Here is a 19,093-nt window from a genome sequence, read left to right as displayed (position 1 = left end):
GCTGGACGTGGTGCTGGAGCATGGGCCCGGTGTGACGGGCGCCGGCGTCGTGCTGGAGCGGCCGAGCCTCGGGTTCGGCGACCTTGTTCTGGAGCCGGGCGCCCGGCTGGTCCTGACCGGACCTTCGGGTTGCGGCAAGACCACGGTGCTGGAGCGGTTTCTGGGTCTGCGCTCTTTAAAATCCGCTCATCCCGGCGATTGCCGGGACCCAGATGGAATGGCTTTGAGGCTGACGCCAAAGAGCACCGAGTTCCTCCAATCAGCCACACCGCTAAGGGATCTGGGTCCCGGCATTCGCCGGGATGAGCGGTTGAGGTGTGGAGAGCAGAATATTGAAACCCTGTCCCCCCGCACCCTCCGCTCAGCCTTCGCCCACGCCCCGCAGGACGCGGCGATGATCGCCGGCACGGTCCGCGCCAATCTCGCCCTGGCCGGCGCCCATCCCGACGAGGTCCTGTGGGAGGCCCTGGCCGACGCCGCGCTCGAAGCCCGCGTGCGCGCCTTGCCGCAAGGGTTGGACACCTGGATCGGCGAGAACGGCGAGCGGCTGTCGGGCGGCGAGCGGCGGCGCCTTTCCCTGGCCCGCGCCCTGCTGCGCGACGCCCCCTGGCTGTTGCTGGACGAGCCCACCGAGGGCCTGGACGCCGCGACCGAAGCTCTGGTCGTCGAGCGCCTGGACGCGCGCCTCAAGCGCACCGGCCAGGGCTTGATCCTGGTCAGCCATCGTCCCGCCCCGCGCGCCTTGTGCGATCTAAGACTGCCAATCGCCGCGCCAACCGCTATAGGGTAACCGACCTTGCGAAGCGGAGACCGCTATCACGTGATGACTACGGTTTCGGCCGGGACGCTGCACAGCGACCTGCGCCCCCGGGCCTATCTGACGACCATGGCCACGGTTCTGGCCTGCTGCTTGATTCAGCTGGCCCTTCCCCCAGGGTTCACCGCCCCCTCGGCCTTCCTGCTGTTCGTGCCGGCGGTGCTGATCAGCGCGGCGGTCGGCGGTCTGGCGCCGGGACTGTTCGCCACCGTCCTGGCGGCCGGGGCGGTCTGGCTGCTGAAGGTGCGCGGAACCCCCGACCAGGCCACGGCCCTGTCCAGCCTGGTGTTCGTGATGATCGGTTTCGGCATGTCGGTCGGGGGCGGCTGGTTCCACTCGGCGCGGTCGCGGGCGGCCGCCATGACCCAGCACCTGCAGTCGATCCTCGACTCCGCGCCCGACGCGGTGATCGTCATCGATCCGGCCGGCGTCATGACCTCGTTCAGCCCCGCCGCCGAGCGGCTGTTCGGCTGGAGTTCGTCCGAGGCGATCGGCCAGAACGTCAGCCTGCTGATGCCCGAGCCCGATCGGGGCAGCCATGACAACTTCCTGGCCAGCTACGCGCGCACCCGCGAGAAGCGGATCATCGGTACGGGCCGCGTGGTGGTCGGCAAGCGCAAGGACGGCTCGACCTTCCCCATGGAGCTGGCCGTCGGCGAGACCCGGGGCCAGCAGCCGTTCTATACCGGCTTCATCCGTGACCTGACCGAGCGCCAGCACACCGAGGCGCGGCTGCGCGACCTGCAGGCCGAACTGGTTCACGTCTCACGCCTGACCGCCATGGGCGAGATGGCCTCGACCCTGGCCCACGAGCTGAACCAGCCCCTGTCGGCGATCGCCAACCTGCTGACCGGCTCGCGCCGCCTGCTCGACCGGGGGCGCCTGGAAGACCAGGCCAAGGTCCGCGACGCCGTCGAAAAGGCCTCCGCCCAGGCTTTGCGGGCCGGCGACGTCATCCATCGCATGCGCGAGTTCGTGCGGCGCGGGGCCAGCGAACGCGCGTCCGAGAGCCTGTCCAAAGTGGTCGAGGACGCCGCCGCCCTGGCCTTGATCGGCGCGCGCGAACACCTGGTCGCCAGCCGCCTGAAGCTCGACCCCGCCGCCGATGCGGTCTATGCCGACCGGGTGCAGATTCAGCAGGTGCTAGTGAACCTGATCCGCAACGCCGTGGACGCCATGGCCGATTCGTCGCGCCGCGAACTGACCATCTCGAGCCAGCGGCTCGACGGCGGTTCTGTCCAAGTCAGCGTCACCGACACCGGCTCGGGCATCAGCGAAGACTTCCGCGAGCGACTGTTCCAGCCGTTCATGACCACCAAGGCCGAAGGCATGGGGGTGGGTCTGTCGATCTCGCGCTCGATCATCGAGGCGCACGGCGGGCGCATCTGGGCCGACGCGAACCCAACGGGCGGGACAGTGTTCCACTTCATCCTGCCGCCACGTCGCGACGACAAAATCCTAAGCGAAGATCTGGGGTCATGATCGATGAGTGAAGCCGTGGTCCACGTGGTCGATGACGACGAGAGCGCCCGCGAATCCCTGGCCTTCCTGCTGGAGGCCGCCGACTTCGAGGTGGTCAGCCACGCCTCGCCCCTGGCCCTGCTGGAGGCCCTGCCGCTGGACGGGGCCGGCTGCGTCATCACCGACATGCGCATGCCCGACATGACCGGCCTGGAGCTGGTGCGTGAACTCAACGCCCGCGGCTCGCGCGTGCCGATCATCATGATCACCGGCCATGGCGACATTCCGCTGGCGGTCGAGGCGATGCGGGCCGGGGTCGCCGACTTCATCGAAAAGCCCTTCGGCGAGAGCCGCATGCTCGACGCCCTGAGCCGCGCCCTGGAAGCTGCTCCGCCCGCCGCCGCCCTCCAAGACCAGGGCTCGGACGAGGCCGTCCTGGTCCGTCAGCGGCTGGAGACCCTGTCGGAACGCGAGCGCCAGGTGCTGGACGGCGTCGTGGAAGGCCAGCCCAACAAGGTCATCGCCCGCGAATTGGGCATCAGCCCGCGCACGGTCGAGATCTATCGCGCCAAGCTGATGGCCAAGATGCACGCCGACAACCTGGCGGCCCTGGTGCGGATGACCCTGTCGACTCGGCGCGCCTAGGTAGTCCTCCTTAGGCGTAGGCCCCGACTGTACCGCTTGGCTTCGACGATGGAGAAAGGACGCAACAGAGAGAACGGAAATCCTCATGCTGTCCGCGATCCAAACCCCGACGACCACCTTCACCCGCCAGCCCGCGGCGCTCGTGCTCGACGGCGTGCACCACACCTACCGCCGCGACGAGACGATCTTCGACGAAGGCGAGCCGGCCGATCGCATCTACCAACTGATCTCCGGATCCTTGCGCACGTGCCGGATCCTGCGCGACGGCCGCCGGCAGATCGAGGCCTTCCACTTCGCCGGCGACGTCTTCGGCCTGGAAAGCGGCGAGACCTACCGCGTGGCCGCCGAGACCCTGAGCCCCACCATCGTGCGGGTCATGCCGCGCTCGGCTCTGGAGGCCCTGGCCTGTGAGCGCGGCGACGTGGCGCGGCGGCTGTTGGAGCTGACCACCGACAGCCTGCGCCGCGCCCAAGATCACGTCCTGATGCTGGGCGGCCGCACCGCCTGCGAGCGTGTCGCCGCCCTGCTGCTGGATCTGGCCGAACGCACCGGCGCGGAAGCCCTGCTCGACGTGCCCATGACCCGCCAGGACATGGCCGACTATCTAGGCCTGACCATCGAGACGGTGTCGCGCACCTTCACCCAGTTCCAGCACGACAGCCTGATCGCCCTGCCGACCACCCGCAAGGTGCTGTTGCGCGACCGGCGCGCCCTGGAAGCGATGGTGGACTGAGGCCTACTCGGCCGTCTTCACGATCACGGCGTGGCCGTTGAGATTGTGAAGGGTCAGGGCGCCGGGCCGGTCCATGCGGTCGTTCACCAGCTTGGTGACGCCCGTGCAGGACGAGAAGCCGTAGTCGTCGAACACCACCACGCCGCCCACCGGCATGCGCGGCCAGACCCAGTCCAGGATGTGCAGCGCGGAGTCGTAGACGTCGACGTCGATGTGGCAGAGCGAGAACCGCCGGTCGGCGACTTGGTCGGCGGTGTCGTCAGGAAAGATGCCCGTCAGCAGACTGACGTTCGAAAGCTCCAGCCGGGCGGCCAGGTCGAGAACGACCTGGGCGGAGGTGTCGGCGTGTTCGCCGCCCTTGTAATACCGATCGGCCGGACCGGCCTTCACCACGCCGGCGAAGGTGTCGCAAAGATAGACCCTGGCGCTCGACCCCAACGCCTGGACGCGCTTGGCCATCAAGCAGCCCGTTCCGCCGCGCCAGACGCCGACCTCCAGGATGTCGCCCGGGACCTTCAGCGCCTGATCGACCAGCCGCCACAGCTCAAAGGCCCGCAGGTGGTCCACCAGCGTGTTGGGCTGGACGGCGCGATAGACAGCCTGGAAGTCGGGATCGTCCAGCCAGGGCGCATAGGTCGCGTGAGGATGAACCGGCTCGTACCCAAACTGCATCGACCCAATCCTAGGCGCTGAACACCTCCTCTAATGCGGGCGCCTGCCCGGTCGCGTCAACTGACCGCGATCTCCATCCACACCGCCGCGGTCTCGCCCGGCGCCACGACCTTGATCCCGCTGTCCTCGCCGTTGAACGGATCGGGCCGATTGCTCACCGGCTCGACACAGACGAAGTCGCCCCCCGGCGGCAAATAGACATGCAGCCAACGACACTCGGGCGAAGCGGTCAGCACCTTGCGGGGGCCGGCCGGCGCCGCCAGGGTCGCGACGCCGCTCCAGCCCGTGTAGCAATTGTCGATCAATTGGCTGCTCGCCGTTGACGCGCCGGCCGCCCAGTCCGACCGCCAGGGGCCCTCCACATGGGTTGTGGGCAGGCAGTCGCCGTCGATCATCCACACGCCGCTCACGTCCGCCTTCAGGCGCTCGTTCTCGCGGACAGGGAAATAGGGATGGAAACCCAGCCCCACGGGCATCGGCTCGGTCCCGGTGTTGGTCACCGACAGCGCTTGACGCAGGCTCCTGTGGTCCAGGATGAAGTGCTGCTCGGCGCGATAGGCCCAGGGCCATTCGCCGGGCGCGTGATCGAAGGCCAGCACCGCGTGAGTCTCGCTGGCCGAGACCACGCTCCAGGCCCGGCGCCAGGCCTGACCGTGCAGGGCGTGCGGATGGTCGCCGAGGTTCGGCGACAGGGCCACCACATGCCCGCCGAACTTTAGGCGTCCATTGCGGATACGGTTGCAGAACGGAACGAGGGCGAAGTTGCCGGTGTCGAGCACCTCGGTCGTCCCGGCGGGCGCGGGCCGAAGCACGTCCTGGCCGTGCCAGGTGAATCGACCGACCGAACCGCCCACGGCGGGCAACAGCTCGACGCGAGCAGGGCCGTTGTGCAGAACGAGAACGCTCATGGGGCCTCTATGGAATAGCGCCTAGTCAACCTAGCTACGCACATCGCCCCCATCAAACAAGTATGGGAAACAAGCGCCCTTCCCCAACGTCGCTCTAGGCGCGACCGCACGCCCGTCGCATCATCGCCGCCAGCAAAGGCGGAGCGGATGAACAGACCCCTGGACGGCGTGCGTATCGTGGCGGTCGAGCAGTACGCCGCCGGTCCCTACGGCACCCAGCTGCTGAGCGAGCTGGGCGCGCAGGTGATCAAGATCGAGGCTCCGTCCCTGGGCGGCGACATCAGCCGGAGCCTGGGGCCTTTCCATCTGGGCCCATCCTCCCCAGGGGGCGGCGACAGCCAGTTCTTCCAGACCTTCTCGCGCGGCAAGCAATCGGTGGCGCTTGAGATCAAGACCCCCGAGGGCCGAGCCGATTTCGAGCGCCTGGTGGCCGGCGCCGACGCCGTGGTCAACAATCTGCGCGGCGACCAGCCGGGCAAGCTGCGCATAACCTACGACGATCTCAAGGCGATCAATCCCGCCGTCGTCTGCGCCCATCTGTCCGCCTACGGACGAGGCAACAGCCGGGAGGCCTGGCCGGGCTACGACTATCTGATGCAGGCCGAGGCGGGGTTCATGACCCTGACCGGCGAGCCCGACGGACCGCCGGTGCGCTTTGGCCTGTCGATGGTCGACTTCATGACCGGCTCGGTGTTCGCCCTGGGCGTCGTCTCGGCGGTCCTCGGCGCGAGAGCCAGCGGCAAGGGCTGCGACGTCGATGTGTCGCTGTTCGACGTCGCCCTGCACCAGACCTCCTATCCGGCGGTGTGGGCCATGAACGAAGGCCACCAGGTCGGCCGACCGCCGCGCGGCGCCCACCCTTCGATCAGCCCTTCGCAGCGGGTGAAGACCCAGGACGGCTGGGGCATGCTGATGTGCCAGACCCAACGGTTCTGGGAGGTCTGGTGCGATCTCGTCGGCCGGCCCGAATTGAAGGCCGATCCGCGCTTCGTCGACATGCCCGCCCGCCGCGCCAATCTCGACGCCCTGACCCCGATCCTCGACGCCATCATGGAACAGCGGACGGGCGCGGCGTGGATGGCCTATCTGGGCGGCCGCGTGCCGTTCTCGCCGATCGCCGACCTGGCCGACGCGCTCGACAATCCCTTCGTGGCCGAGGTGGCCATGCGTGACCGCATCGACCACCCGGCCCGCCCCCAGGGCCTGGACATGCTGGCCTGCCCGATCAAGATCGACGGTCAAAGAATGCCGGCCGTCCGCGCCCCGGCGATGGGCGAGCACAACGACGCGCTGCTGGGAGGCCGGGCATGAAGCTCGACGGCGTCAAGGTCCTGGACCTGTCCCTGTTCCTGCCCGGGCCGATGCTGACCCTGATGATGGCCGACCACGGAGCCGACGTGATCAAGGTCGAGCCGGCCGGCGAGGGCGAGCCCAGTCGCCATATCGGCCTGTCGACTCACGGCCAGACCGTCTGGTTCCGCAACACCCATCGCGGCAAGCGCTCGGTGCAGCTGGACCTGAAGTCGGCGCAAGGCCAGGCCGCGTTCTGGGCGCTGGCGGCCGAGGCCGACGTGCTGGTCGAGGCCTTCCGCCCCGGCGTGGTCGAGCGGCTGGGCGTCGGCTATGACGCCGTGAAGGCGGTCAATCCGGGCGTCGTCTACTGCTCGATCAGCGCCTTCGGCCAGACCGGTCCCTATCGCGACCGGCCCGCTCACGACCTGGCCGTCCAGGCCCTGGCCGGGCTGGTGGCGTTGAACGAGGGCCAGGACGGCAAGCCGGCCATGCCCGGCCTGATGGCCGCCGACGCCCTGTCCAGCCTGACCGCCCTGTCGGGGGTTCTGATGGCGCTCTATCGCCGGACCCAGACGGGCCGGGGCGACTATCTCGACGTGGCCATGCTCGACAGCCTGATGGCCTGGACGCCCAACGCCACCGGCCCGGTGTTCGCCGAGGGCCGCGCCAACATTCCCAAGGCCGAGCGCTCGTGGGGCGGGGCGGCGATGTTCAACCTCTATGCATGCGCCGACGGCCGGTGGATCGTGCTGGGCGGCTCGGAGGTGAAGTTCGCCGCCAACCTGCTGGAGGCCCTGGAACGCCCGGACCTGCTGGACTACGCTCGCCTGCCGCCAGGCCCCGGCCAGGAGCCGCTGCGGGCTTTCTTCCGCGAGACCTTCGCGACCCGGAGCCAGGCTGAATGGGAAACCTGGTTCGAGAGCCGCGACATCTGCTTCGCCCCGGTGCGCAGCCTGAAGGCCGCCTTCGACGATCCCGCCGTGGCGGCGCGCGGCATGGTCGCCCGAGACGCCCAAGGCGCCGCCGTGGTGGGCACGCCGCTGGTGTTCCGCGAGGAACCGGGGCGCGTGGAGCCTAAGGCGCCGGCGTTGGACGAGCACGCCGGCCAGGGATGGCGATCTTCATAGTCCATCGACCACGAGGCGGCTGGACTGAAGTCGGGGGATTGGGCACAACTTCCGGCTGACGGGCTGGGGCCCCGAGTGGGGGCGTATCCGTGACCTGGCTATTCATCGTCGCGCTGGCGGTCTGGGTGCTGCACCTGAACCGGCGGCTGGACAAGCTTGAGACCAAGGTTCGAGTGCAGGCGAGCGCGCCGCCGGTTATTGCTCCGCGCACCGTCGTCGAGGAAGCGTCACCAGTCCGGGACGCCCCTGTCTCCTCGCCGCGGCAGCCGCTTGAACCGATCACCCCGAACTACAAGCCCGCTTACGTCCCCCAATCCGCGCCCACCCCAGCGGCTATCGCCTCCGTCGCCGGCCAAACCACGGTCAGGGCCTCGTCCCCGCCGCTCCTGACCCCGCGCCCGCTGCCCGAGCCGGCCTCGACCTTCTCCTGGGCCCAGGCCTCGACCTGGCTGGCCGAGAATGGCCTGGCGTGGCTGGGCGGCGGCGGCCTGGCGCTGGGCGGCCTGCTGCTGGTAGTCTACGCCGCCCAGCGCGGGGTGTTCACTCCCCCCTTCCGCATCGCCGCCGCCGTCATTCTGGGCCTGCTGATGGTCGGCGCCAGCGAATGGATCCGCCGCCAGACCAAGGCCCCGGGTGGTCGCCACGCCCTGGCCGCCGCCACAGCGGCCGGCGCCGGCGCGGTCACCCTTTACGGCGCGGTCTGGGCCGCCCACGTGCTCTATGGTCTGATCCCCCTGCCCTTGGCGGCGGTGCTGATCGTGGCGGTGTCCTGCGGATTATTGGCCCTGGCCTTGATTCACGGCGAGGCTTTGGCCTTGCTGGCCCTGCTGGGCGCCTTCCTGGCCCCGATGATCACCCGCGACGGTTCGTGGTCGTCCCTGGCGCTGCAGGGCTATCTGATCATGCTGGGCCTGACCGGTCCGGCGATCGCCGCCCTGCGCCGCTGGGGACGAGCCGGCCTTTTCACTCTGGCCGGATTGGGACTCTGGAGTCTGGTCGCGCTGGTGCGCGATCGCGAGACCGACTTGGCCCTCATGCTGGCCGTCGCCCTAGCCGGCCCTGCGCTCGCCACGCTCTGGCCTGATCAGACGTCGGATAAAACCCGGCCGGACCTATTCCAACAGCTGCCGTTCATCGCCCTGATCACAGTCAGCCTCGGCTCCCTGGGCCTCTGGCAGTTGGGCGACAACACGATGGGCAACGGCGCCGGGCCGATCCTGGCCGGCCTGTTGATCCTGGCCGGCGCGGCTCTGGTGATGTTCGGCCGCGTTCCGGCCTGGGCCTTCGCGGCTCCAACAGCCTCGGCGATCTTGGGCCTGCTATCTGCTCAACAGCGCCTGGCGTTCTCGGCCGACACCCTGCCGAGCGCCGTTTGGCCGATCTTCGTCGAGGTCTTCGGCCTGACGATCATGATCGCCGGCGCAGGCCTGGGGGCGGCGTTGCGTCGCAAGGCTCCACCCCAGGACCGCACAATCCTTCTGGCGATCGCCGCCGTCGGAGCCATGGTGCTGGCCAACTTGGCCTGGCCCTTCCTGAACCGCCTTCCTGGCCGCTTCGACGACCATGTCGCGGCCCTGGCAAGCGGCCTTACCGCCGCGCTGCTGGCTGCCGGGGCTGGCCTTCTGGCCCGTCGGGTCGAGGATCCGAAACAGGATGCCGGCCTGGGCCTGTGGATCGCTGCCGCCGCCGAGCTGTTGTTCCTCACCGTCCACGGCCTGACGCCGCATCATATCGAGCCCGCCGCCATGGCCCTGGCCGCCCTGGCCCTGGCGGCGACCGCCAACCGCCTGCCCTGGCGCGGCCTAGCCGCCACCGCCGTGGCCAGCTCGATCGTCACCTTGGCGACCCTGCTGCGTCCGAGCTTCGTGCTCGACGCGGCGAGCGGCCAGCTGTCTCTGCCGCTGCTGGCCTTGGTCACCGCCCTCGCCGTCGCCGGCCTGACGGCGGCCTCCTGGATCGTTGGAGCCGCGCGACGCGATCACAAGACCGAGGCCGAAGCCCTGTCGACCGCCGCCCTGCTGACCCTTCTGAGCGGCCTGTTTCTGATTCTGCATGCGGTTCTGGCGCGGCTGGCTCCGCCCCCCCTGGGCGCCGAAGACTTGCTCGAGGCCTCGCTGCGCACCGCCCTCATCCTTGCTGCTGGCCTGCTGCTGGCCCGGCGCGGACGTCCCGAGGACGGCACGATCGCCCAGTGGCGCCTGATCGGCGTCGTCACCCTTGGCGCGGCCTACGGTCTGGGGAGCGCCGGCTTGGCCCTGCATCCCTGGTGGGGCGACGGCCAGTTGACGACCGGTCTGCCGTTGCTGAACGACCTGCTGCTGACCTTCCTGGCTCCGGCCCTGCTGCTGGCGGCCACCGCCCGGTACCGGCCCGACCCGACCGACGCCTGGAGCCGGGGCTGGATCGCCGGAGCGGGGGTCTTCGCCCTGTTGTGGGCGATCACGGCCGTTCGTCACGCCTTCCACGGCGCGACCATGAACATTGACCCCGTCGGCCGAGCCGAGGCCAGCGCCTATGTGGTGATCGCCCTGCTCACCGCCCGCGCCTTCCGGCTGGATCGTCTGCGAGCCTCGCGCGCCGACTGGCTGCATATCGCGGCCCCAGCGGTGGGCTGGACGGCCCTGGCCACCGCCGTGCTGATCTTCGGTTGGCTGGCCAGCCCCTGGTGGGGACCATCCGACACGCCGATGGTCTCGGCGGCCCACGTAGCGCTGATCCTGACCCTCTACGCCGCCGGAGCGGGCGCGGCGCTGAGCCTGCGGCGCGGCCACGAGGCCTTCGACCGCGCCGCCCTCGGCGTGTCGGTGGGCGTACTGTTCGCCTTCGTCACTCTGCTGACCCGCTTCGCCTTCCACGGCGCCGACATGCGCCAGGGCCTGGATCGCGGCGGGCTGGAGACCTGGACCTTCTCGGCGGTCTGGACGGTGTTCGGCCTGATCGTGCTGTTCCGCGCCTCGGCCCGCAAGGACCTCGTCCTACGTTGGGCGGGCCTGGTCGTGTTGCTGGCCACCGCCGCCAAGGTGCTGCTGTTCGACATGGCCACCCTGGATGGCGTGGTTCGCGCCGCCTCGTTCCTGGCGGTGGGCGCCCTGTTCATCGCCGGAGCCCTGATGGCGCGGCGGCTCAACGCGGGGCACAAAGACAATGCTGACGCTTCCCCCGCCGAAACTCGGCCCGGCGAAACGCTCGACGACAGGAGCCCTGCCCCATGACCTTCTCGATGACCCGTCGCGGCGCGGCCGCCTCGATCCTCGCCCTGGCCGCCTCGCCCGCCTTGGCCCCGATCAGCGCCAAGGCGGCGATGCCGTCCTATCCCGTGGTCGGCAAGATCGAGCGTCTCGACCCGGCCCTGGACGCCTTGATCGACGTCGATGCGCCGGTGGAGCAGGTGCTGGACGGCTTCACCTGGAGCGAGGGACCGGTCTGGGTCGGCGGCAAGGACGGCTTCCTGCTGGTCTCCGACGTGCCGGCCAACAAGATCCTGCGCTGGTCGCCGTCACAGGGCGGCGCGGTCTGGCTGACGCCGTCCGGCTATGCGGGCCCCGAAACCGGCAGCCTGCGCGAGGCCGGCTCGAACGGCCTGATCCTGGCGCGCGGCGGTCTGGTGGTCGGCGACAGCGGCAACCGCTGCGTCTCGCGCATCGACCTGAAGACCCGGAAGAAGACGGTGCTGGCCGCGGGCTTCGAGGGCAAGCGTTTCAACAGCCCCAACGACCTGGTCCTGGCCCGCGACGGCGCGATCTACTTCACCGATCCGCCCTGGGGCCTGAAGGGCGACTGGAGCTCGCCCTACCGCCAGACCGACTATTCGGGCGTCTATCGCCTGGGGACCGACAACGTGGTGACGCTGATCGACAAGACCATCGAGCCCAACGGCGTCGGCCTGTCGCCCGACGGCCGGACGCTGTACGCCACCGACCGCAAGTCGGGCTGGGTGGCCTGGGACCTGGACGCCCAGGGCGCGCCAACCGCCCGCCGGCAGTTCGTCGACCGCGCCGCCAGCGGCATCGACGGCGGCGACGGCCTGAAGGTCGACCGGGACGGCAACCTCTGGGCCTCCAGCAAGGACGGGATCTCGATCTTCACCCCGGCCGGCAAGCGGATCGGGATCATCCGGGCCGACGACGTGATCTCCAACTGCGAGCTGGCCGCCGACGGCCATCTCTACATGTCGTCCAACCACCGGGTGATCCGGGTCAAGGTGAAGGCCAGGAAACAGGCGGCCTGAGCCGGCCTCTCGGCCGGCTGCTAGCGGCCCGGCTCGGTCATGGCCGGCGGATCGCTGGCTGGAAAGCTGTCCTCCAGCGCCTCATCCAGCCGCGCCTCCCGCTCCGCCCGCAGCCGGTCGTTGAGCGCGACGCTGGCGTCCATTCGCGCCAGTTGCTCAGGCGTCGCCGGCCCTTGGTGCCGCGCCTTCCATTCCGACTGCGGCATGCCGTAGATCGCCTCGCGCGCCTGGTCCCGGCTCAACACCCCCTCGGAGGCCTCGCTCAGCCAGTCGCCCAGACAGTTGCGGCAAAAGCCCGCCACGCCCATCAGGTCGACGTTCTGGACGTCGGTCCGTAAACGCAGGTGCTCGACCAGCCTGCGGAAAGCGGCGGCGGCGAGGTGGTCGTCGATCGGCAGGGTCATGGCGCGGCTCGCTCGGATTGTCCTGCCACCATTTGGCGGCTCGCGGCCCGATCGGCAACAGCGCGGACAAACGCCCGACTCACACAGCCGATATCGTCCTGCCGGCGAGGCGAGGTCCGATCTGGTTTGTCAGGGGAGAAAATGGCGCGCTGAGGCGGTCGCTTCTGAGAACTACGCCTACGCCATGGCGCTCTAAAGCACGCCTGAGGTAGTCAAGGCCAAGGCGGACACTTCGAAGGCCGCTGACGGTGGATGTCGTTGCAAAAGGTTGTTGATCTGACGAGCGTTGAGCAGACATCTCTTCCAGCGGTGCACGAAAGTTGGTCGATGATAGCTTGATGGCTCGGGGCTACATCGTTGAAGTTCACTTGAGAGAGACCACCGGCCAGCAGTCGTTCGACGGCTGCCTACACTGGCCTCGCCGCCGTCCGCGAGATCCGCGACCTTGAGGCGGCGTCCGGCGGCTCACGCCTGCCGATCCTGATGCTGACGGCCAACGCGAGATCCGAACATGTTCGGGCCAGCCGCGGATCACCAGCGCCACCCTGTTCGCGGCCGTCGCCCAAGCGTCCGACGCCGCGGAAAGTCGATCGGCCGCCTTCACGATCAAGGCCTGGGTGACAAAATCGGCGTGGTCTTTACCCGAGCTTCGCATATTCGCGCGATACTCCAGCAAGTTCAATTAACCCGGCGATTTCATGGCTTTGGCATCACCACTGGCGATTTCGGCGGAGACGTTTTCGCCTCGCCAAGGCTCACGGCTGGACGCCCGGCTGGAAGCGGCCCGCCAGGCGATCGAAGGCCGCTTTCTTGAGGCCGGCGACGTTCTGTCGCAGGCGGTCCAGGGCGTGGGCTCACTGATCGCCGCTCTGGACGGCATGCGCGGCAATCTCGACGCCGAGACGGTCTCGACCACGACGGCGGAACTGGCCACGGCCGCCGAGGCTCTGAAGTCCTTGCCCGCCAGCCTGGATGGGCGCCGGGGCCGGATGGCTGAACTGGTCAAGTTCGGTGACGACCTTATGAGCCGCATCGCGGAGATGCGCCAACACCTGGCCTACCTCCGGGTCTTCGCGATCAACATCAAGATCACCTCGGGAGGCATAGCCGCGGCCGGGCCTGAGTTCGCGATCTTCGCCCAGGAGATCTGTGACTGCATCGAGATGGGCGGCGCCCAGCTTGATGGGTTCAACAACGACCTGACGAGCCTGGACCAGACGCTTCGCGCCGCCATGGCTCAAGAGCACGACCTGGCCCGCCGCTGCGTGGCCCTGCTACCGGCCGTGCCCGACGCGCTGACCGTCAGCGCCGGCGCCATCGGTGCGCACCACGCCAATATCGCCAATGTCGCGGTCAATGTCGCGGCCGTGGCCCGCGACGTCCACAAGAAGGTGGGCGGCGGACTCGCCGCCCTGCAAATCGGCGATATCTCGCGCCAACGGGTCGAGCACGTTCAGGCCGGGCTGAAGTTTCTGAGCGAAGACGGCGACATCGCCGCGCTGTCGGCGGAACCGCGCGAACGCGCCCACGCCTTCGTGCACCGGCTGCTGGGCGCCCAGCTGACCGCCACGGCCGACGACTTTCATCGCGACGTCTCGCGCATCAGCGCCAATGTCATGGGCATGGCCAGCGACGCGACCGAACTCCTGAGGTTGCGCGACCTGGTCTATGGCCAGAGCGACGGCGCGGAGACCAATTTCCTGCGCGGCCTGGAGGGCAATGTCAGCCAGGCGCTGGGCCTGGTCGGCAACATGACCGCCGGCGAGCAGGCGGCCGAGGAGGTCAGCCGCTCGGCCGTCGTGTCCGCTCGCGACCTGACCGACCGCATCGCCGGCATCCAGAATATCCGCGCCGACGTCCAGATGATGGCGCTGAACACCTCGCTGAAGTGCAGCCGCATCGGCGAAACCGGCAAGCCGCTGGGCGTCATCGCCATCGAGATGCGCCAGCACGCCATCCACCTCGAGAAGACCGCGGCCGAGACGCTCGGCTCCCTCGAGGGCCTGCTCGCCGCAGCCGAGACCCTGGGTCGTCGTGAAGCGCCCGAAGACGCCAACGAAGGCAAGGCGGCCGCCGCCGCCACGGTGCTTAGCGGCGCTGTCGCGCGCATCGGCAAGGCCGGCGATGGCGTCGAAGCCGCCCTGAGCGCGGTCGCCCGTCAAGGCGCGGACATCGTCGACATGCTGCGCCGCGCCGCCGGACGCTTCGACTTCCACAAGCAGATCGGCTCGGTGCTCGACGAGGCCGCCGGTGAACTGCTGAACCAAGCCGGCGACGCCGAGATCGCCACTGACGACATCGCCTCGGCCCTGCGCCCCTTGATGGCCAAGATGGCCAAGCAGTACACGATGGCCCAGGAGCGCGATGTTCACCGCGTCATCGCCGAGAGCCTGGGCGAGGACGAGCCAGCCGCGGCCGCCGCGCCGGTCGAAGATCCGGACGACGTATTGTTCTGAGGATCGTGGCGGAGGGGCGTCGTGGCGCCGTTCTCTAACGGTTCGCCGCGCGCAGCATTTCCATCGTCAGGTTCTGCAGCGGAACGATCCGGTCGACGCAGCCCAGCGCGATGGCCTCCTTGGGCATGCCGAACACCACGGAGGTCGCCTCGTCCTGGGCCAGGGTGAAGGCGCCTGACTGCTTCATCTCCGCCATGCCGCGCGCGCCGTCGTCGCCCATGCCGGTCATGATCACCGCCACTGCGTTCGAACCGGCTGAGCGCGTGGCCGAACGGAACAGGACGTCCACCGAAGGGCGGTGGCGCGAGACCAGCGGGCCGTCCTTTACCGAGACGTAATAGCGCGCGCCGCTGCGCTCAAGCAGGGTGTGCTTGTTGCCCGGCGCGATCAGCACCCGGCCGCGCCGCACGGTGTCGCCGTCCTCGGCTTCCTTGACCTCGACGGCGCAAAGGCTGTCCAGCCGCTTGGCGAACGAGGCGGTGAACCTTTCGGGCATGTGCTGGACGATGACCATGCCGGGCGAGTCCAGCGGCAGGGCTTCCAGCAGCACGCGCAGCGCTTCGGTGCCGCCCGTCGAGGCGCCGACGCAGATCACCGTCTCGGTGGTGCGAGCCATGGCGCGCGTCGCCCCCGCCTTCAAAAGGGGCGGAGGCGGCAACATGGCGTCGGCGGTCAGCTTCTTTTCTGGCTCGTGGATGGGGCGAGCGAACTGCGGGACGGGCCGCTTGGACCCGGCCAGCTTGGCGCCGGCGGCCGCCTTCACCGCGTCGCAGATGCGGATTTTCGACTCCAGAAGATGATCGGCCACCCCAACCTTGGGCTTGAGGATGATATCGACCGCGCCGGCTTCCAGCGCCTGCAACAGCGTCTCGGATCCCGCCTCGGTCAAGGACGAGCACATCACCACCGGGATCGGCTTCTGCGCCATCAGCTTGCGCAGGAACGTGATCCCGTCCATGCGCGGCATTTCGACATCGAGGGTGATGACGTCCGGGATTTCCTCGGCGATGCGCTTGGCGGCGACAAAGGGATCGGACGCGACGCCGATCACCTCGATCTGCGGGTCGGACTCCAAGATCGCCGCCAGCGTCTGACGCACCGTGGCCGAGTCATCAATGATCAGAACACGGATCTTGCGGCCAGCGGGCATGGCCTATCGCTTCTGGAAAACGGTGTTGGCGATCTGGGTCACGGGGAGGTCTATGCCGACGATCGATTCCGAATGGCCTAACAAGAGGTAGCCGCCAGGCGCGAGGTGGCCACACAGCCGCGTCAAGACCTTAGACTGGGTGGCCTTGTCGAAATAGATCAGGATGTTGCGGCAGAAGATGATGTCCAGGCCTGTCTCGACCGGATAGGCGTCGTCCATGAGATTCAGCCGGGCGAAGGCCAGCTTGCTGCGCAGATGTGGCTTGATCCGCACCTCGTTGAGCGACGAATCCTTGGCGCGCATGACGTAACGCTGGCGGCGGGCCATCGAGACCGGCTCGATCATCTGCTCGGAGAAGCGACCGGCGATCGCCTGGTCCAGCACCTCGGTGCAGATGTCCGTGCACAGGATCGAGTAGTCGATCCCCCGCTGGTTGGCGCAAAACTCGTCCATGACCATGGCGATTGTGTAGGGCTCGGCTCCGGTCGAGCAGGCCGAACTCCAGATCTTGATCTCGCGCTTGCCCTTGGCCGCCAGGGCCGGCAGGCCCTTGTTGATCAGGAAGTCGAAATGGGCCGGCTCGCGAAAGAATTCGGTCTTGTTGGTGGTCACCGCGTCGATCAGGTGGATGACTTCGGCGTCCATGCCGTCTTCCTCGAAGAGGTAGTGGCAATAGGCGTTGACGTCGGCGATCCGCGTGGCCCGCATGCGGCGGCGCAGACGGCCTTCCAGCATGGTGCGCTTGTTGGCCGGCATCTTGATGCCGCTGTAATCCTGTATGAACCGTGAGAGGCGCTGGAAGTTACGCGAGCTCAGCTGTTCGGCCGGGGGCGCCTGGAGGGCGGCTTCTGTGGACACGGGCTTCTCCGGTTGCGGCGTGGTCGCGCCGCAAGGACTTGAAACGGCCTGTTCTAGGCCGCTTGGCTAAGGACGGCGGCGTCCTGGCTGGTCAGCAGATGTTCCAGATCGAAGATCACGACAAAGCCGCTGTCGCGACGCACCACGCCCTGGATGTAGTCCGAGCGCCACGGCACGCCGATGTCCGGCGCGGTTTCGATCTGCTCGGGCGAGAACGAGACGACCTCGATCACGCGATCGGCGACCAGGCCCAACGACAGCATCCTGTCGGCCAGCGGCACGTCGAGCACCAGAATCCGCGTCGTGGCGGTGGGCTCGGCGCGGGCCAGGCCCAGCTTCAGGCGCAGGTCGATGGTGGGCGTGCCGCGTCCGCGCACGTCGGTCAGGCCCAGCAGATAGCCGGGGCCGTCCGGGATGGCGAACGGAGCCTGATAGTCGAGAATCTCGCGCACGAAGGCGACCGAGACCGCGAACACCTCGTCGCCAAGGCCCAGGGTGACAAACTGGCTTTCAGTGGATGCGGCCATCAGGCGTATTCCCGGAAGTCGGCGTCGTCGGCATCGGGGCCGCCGTTGGTGAGGTCAAGGGCGAAGCCGCTGGCGCGCGCCTGTTGGCTCGCCACCGATTGGCGCGGCGTCGAGAGGGGCGCGGACTTGCGGAGGGGCTGCTTGGCGGGGCGTTTGGCGGCGGCGCGCGCCACCGGACGACGGGCCGGCGCGCCGTTGGCGCCGGTGCGGAAATAGGCGATCGAGGTCTGCAGCTCCTCGGCCTGGGCGGCCAGCTCCTCGGAGGTGGCCGACATCTGCTCGGACGCCGAGGCGTTCTGCTGGGTGACCTTGTCCAACTGCTGGATGGCTTCGTTGATCTGCGAGGCGCCGATGTCCTGCTCGCGGCAGGCGGCGCTGATCTCGGCGACCAGGTCGGCGGTCCTGCGGATGTTGGGCACCAGCGAGGTCAGCATCTCCCCGGCTGATTGAGCGGCCTTGACGGTGTCCGAAGACACCGCGCCGATTTCGGTGGCGGCGGTCTGCGAGCGCTCGGCCAGCTTGCGGACTTCCGAGGCGACGACGGCGAAGCCGCGGCCATGCTCGCCGGCCCGGGCGGCCTCGACGGCCGCGTTCAGGGCCAGCAGGTCGGTCTGGCGGGCGATCTCCTGAACGATGGTGATCTTCTCGGCGATGGTGCGCATCGCCTCGACCGCGCGGTTGACGGCCTCACCCGACACTTCGGCGTCCTGGGCCGACTGGCGGGCGATCTTCTCGGTCTGGGCGGCGTTGTCGGCGTTCTGCTTGATGTTGGAGGCCATCTCTTCCATCGAAGCCGAGGCCTCTTCGGCCGACGAGGCCTGCTCGGTCGCGCCTTGCGACACCTGCTCGGAGGCGGCCGAGAGCTCCTGGCTGCCGGCCGAGACGTTCTCGGAGGCCGAGATGGCGTCCCCGACCACGCCGCGCAGGCGCTCGATCATGACGTTCACGTGACCCAGCAGATCGCCGATCTCGTCCTTGGTGGTGATCTCGACGGTCTTGGTCAGGTCGCCATCGGCCACGGCGCGCACGGCGTCCGAGGCGCGGTTGAGGCCCTTGCTGACGGCGAACGAGATGTAGAGGGCGGCGCCGGCGGCGATCAGCAGCGAGACCACGGTCAGGACGATCAGGCTGTTGCGGACCGAAGCGAAATCGGCGTCGGCCTTTTCGGTGGCGGCGTTCAGCTGGGCTTGCGACAGCTCGACCAGTTCCTGCACTTGGGCGCCGGCCTCGGTGACGATCTTGCGGCTTTCACCCATCGACAGGGCGGTGGCCTCGGCGTCGCGGGCGGCGACGGCCATGTCGTAGACCTGCTCATGGACAGTGATCAGGCGCTCCCATGCGGAGCCCAGGGCCTGCCACCTAGGCTTGCCCTCGGCCGTCGCCAAACCCTCGGCCTTAGTCAGCAGGGTTTCGAAGGCCTGCTTTTCCTTGTTGATCGAGGCCTCAAGCGTCTTCACCTCTTCGGGGGTGTCGACCAGGACCATGTTCTTTTCCGACCGCACCACGTTGAGCAGGTGGATGTTGAGCTGCTGGGCGACCTGGAGACGCACGGCGGGGCCGTCGACCATCGCGTTCATCTCGCGATTGGTCGAGGATAGGCTGTTGATCCCAAACAGGGTGGCCGCCAGCAGCAAGGCGATGATCAGGCCAAAGGCCAGGCCGAGCTGCAATTTGATCGTGAAGCGCATGGTCTTGGTCCTTTGGCTGAAGATCGGGATCGTCAGAGGTCGTCAGTATTCAGTGAATTCGCTGTCGGCATGGTCCGGACCGCCCTGGTTTAGGTCGAGGGCGAAGCCCTGGGCCCGGGCCTGCTG

At 68.5% G+C, this 19,093-nt stretch carries 16 protein-coding genes; 9 read left to right on the top strand and 7 right to left on the bottom strand.

Annotated features, from left to right (window positions below; genetic code table 11):
- The 4 genes from WAL33_RS06590 to WAL33_RS06575 form a co-directional block, all read left to right on the top strand.
- On the top strand, positions 1-790 hold a 790-nt coding region (locus tag WAL33_RS06590), incomplete at its 5' end, for an ATP-binding cassette domain-containing protein (RefSeq protein ID WP_422179678.1).
- A 33-nt stretch (positions 791-823) separates the two neighbouring features.
- Positions 824-2,299: a PAS domain S-box protein gene (locus tag WAL33_RS06585; RefSeq protein WP_422179676.1), complete on the top strand. Its 1,476-nt coding sequence runs from the start codon at positions 824-826 to the stop codon at positions 2,297-2,299.
- Between the two features lie 3 nt (positions 2,300-2,302).
- Positions 2,303-2,923, top strand: a complete 621-nt coding sequence (fixJ, locus tag WAL33_RS06580) for a response regulator FixJ (protein ID WP_422179674.1) — start codon at positions 2,303-2,305, stop codon at positions 2,921-2,923.
- Between the two features lie 85 nt (positions 2,924-3,008).
- On the top strand, positions 3,009-3,656 hold the full coding sequence (locus WAL33_RS06575) for a helix-turn-helix domain-containing protein (protein WP_422179672.1): 648 nt from the start codon (positions 3,009-3,011) through the stop codon (positions 3,654-3,656).
- 3 nt (positions 3,657-3,659) lie between these two features.
- Here WAL33_RS06575 and WAL33_RS06570 read toward each other — a convergent pair whose 3' ends face one another.
- Positions 3,660-4,328 (bottom strand): TylF/MycF/NovP-related O-methyltransferase, encoded by a 669-nt coding sequence (locus WAL33_RS06570; protein ID WP_422179670.1) that lies wholly within the window; start codon positions 4,326-4,328, stop codon positions 3,660-3,662.
- 56 nt (positions 4,329-4,384) lie between these two features.
- Complete coding sequence (locus tag WAL33_RS06565; protein ID WP_422179669.1) at positions 4,385-5,236, bottom strand: aldose 1-epimerase; 852 nt, start codon at positions 5,234-5,236, stop codon at positions 4,385-4,387.
- 147 nt (positions 5,237-5,383) lie between these two features.
- Between WAL33_RS06565 and WAL33_RS06560 the strand changes: the two genes are divergently transcribed.
- The 4 genes from WAL33_RS06560 (at position 5,384) to WAL33_RS06545 (ending at position 11,884) form a co-directional block, all read left to right on the top strand.
- Complete coding sequence (locus WAL33_RS06560; RefSeq protein ID WP_422179667.1) at positions 5,384-6,547, top strand: CaiB/BaiF CoA transferase family protein; 1,164 nt, start codon at positions 5,384-5,386, stop codon at positions 6,545-6,547.
- A complete protein-coding gene (locus WAL33_RS06555; RefSeq protein WP_422179665.1) occupies positions 6,544-7,656 on the top strand; it encodes a CaiB/BaiF CoA transferase family protein in 1,113 nt (370 codons plus the stop codon). Before WAL33_RS06560 ends, WAL33_RS06555 begins: the two co-directional genes overlap by 4 nt.
- Positions 7,657-7,745: 89 nt before the next feature.
- Entirely contained in the window at positions 7,746-10,868 is a 3,123-nt protein-coding gene (locus tag WAL33_RS06550; RefSeq protein ID WP_422179663.1) for a DUF2339 domain-containing protein, read from the top strand.
- Positions 10,865-11,884 carry an SMP-30/gluconolactonase/LRE family protein gene (locus tag WAL33_RS06545; RefSeq protein WP_422179661.1) on the top strand — a complete coding sequence of 340 codons (1,020 nt, stop codon included), beginning with the start codon at positions 10,865-10,867 and terminating at the stop codon, positions 11,882-11,884. The genes WAL33_RS06550 and WAL33_RS06545 overlap by 4 nt, the downstream gene beginning before the upstream one ends.
- 20 nt (positions 11,885-11,904) lie before the next feature.
- Here WAL33_RS06545 and WAL33_RS06540 read toward each other — a convergent pair whose 3' ends face one another.
- On the bottom strand, positions 11,905-12,288 hold the full coding sequence (locus tag WAL33_RS06540; protein WP_422179659.1) for a DUF1244 domain-containing protein: 384 nt from the start codon (positions 12,286-12,288) through the stop codon (positions 11,905-11,907).
- A 698-nt stretch (positions 12,289-12,986) separates the two neighbouring features.
- On the opposite strand from WAL33_RS06540, the gene WAL33_RS06535 reads away from it, so the two are divergent.
- On the top strand, positions 12,987-14,744 hold the full coding sequence (locus tag WAL33_RS06535) for a hypothetical protein (protein ID WP_422179657.1): 1,758 nt from the start codon (positions 12,987-12,989) through the stop codon (positions 14,742-14,744).
- Between the two features lie 34 nt (positions 14,745-14,778).
- On the opposite strand, the gene WAL33_RS06530 is transcribed toward WAL33_RS06535, so the two are convergent.
- Genes WAL33_RS06530 through WAL33_RS06515 form a run of 4 tightly spaced genes read right to left on the bottom strand, consistent with a single transcriptional unit; the run spans position 14,779 to position 18,967 of the window.
- The gene (locus WAL33_RS06530) at positions 14,779-15,894 is read right to left on the bottom strand and encodes a protein-glutamate methylesterase/protein-glutamine glutaminase (RefSeq protein WP_422179655.1); all 1,116 of its coding nucleotides are present in this window, start codon (positions 15,892-15,894) and stop codon (positions 14,779-14,781) included.
- Between the two features lie 3 nt (positions 15,895-15,897).
- Entirely contained in the window at positions 15,898-16,752 is an 855-nt protein-coding gene (locus WAL33_RS06525) for a CheR family methyltransferase (protein WP_422179653.1), read from the bottom strand.
- A gap of 53 nt (positions 16,753-16,805) precedes the next feature.
- A complete protein-coding gene (locus WAL33_RS06520) occupies positions 16,806-17,279 on the bottom strand; it encodes a chemotaxis protein CheW (RefSeq protein ID WP_422179651.1) in 474 nt (157 codons plus the stop codon).
- Positions 17,279-18,967, bottom strand: coding sequence for a methyl-accepting chemotaxis protein (locus WAL33_RS06515; protein WP_422179649.1), 1,689 nt, complete (start codon positions 18,965-18,967; stop codon positions 17,279-17,281). Before WAL33_RS06515 ends, WAL33_RS06520 begins: the two co-directional genes overlap by 1 nt.
- Between the last annotated feature and the right edge of the window lie 126 nt (positions 18,968-19,093).

This window comes from Caulobacter sp. (assembly GCF_049283275.1).
Classification (GTDB): domain Bacteria; phylum Pseudomonadota; class Alphaproteobacteria; order Caulobacterales; family Caulobacteraceae; genus Caulobacter.
This window is presented reverse-complemented; position numbering and strand designations above follow the sequence as displayed.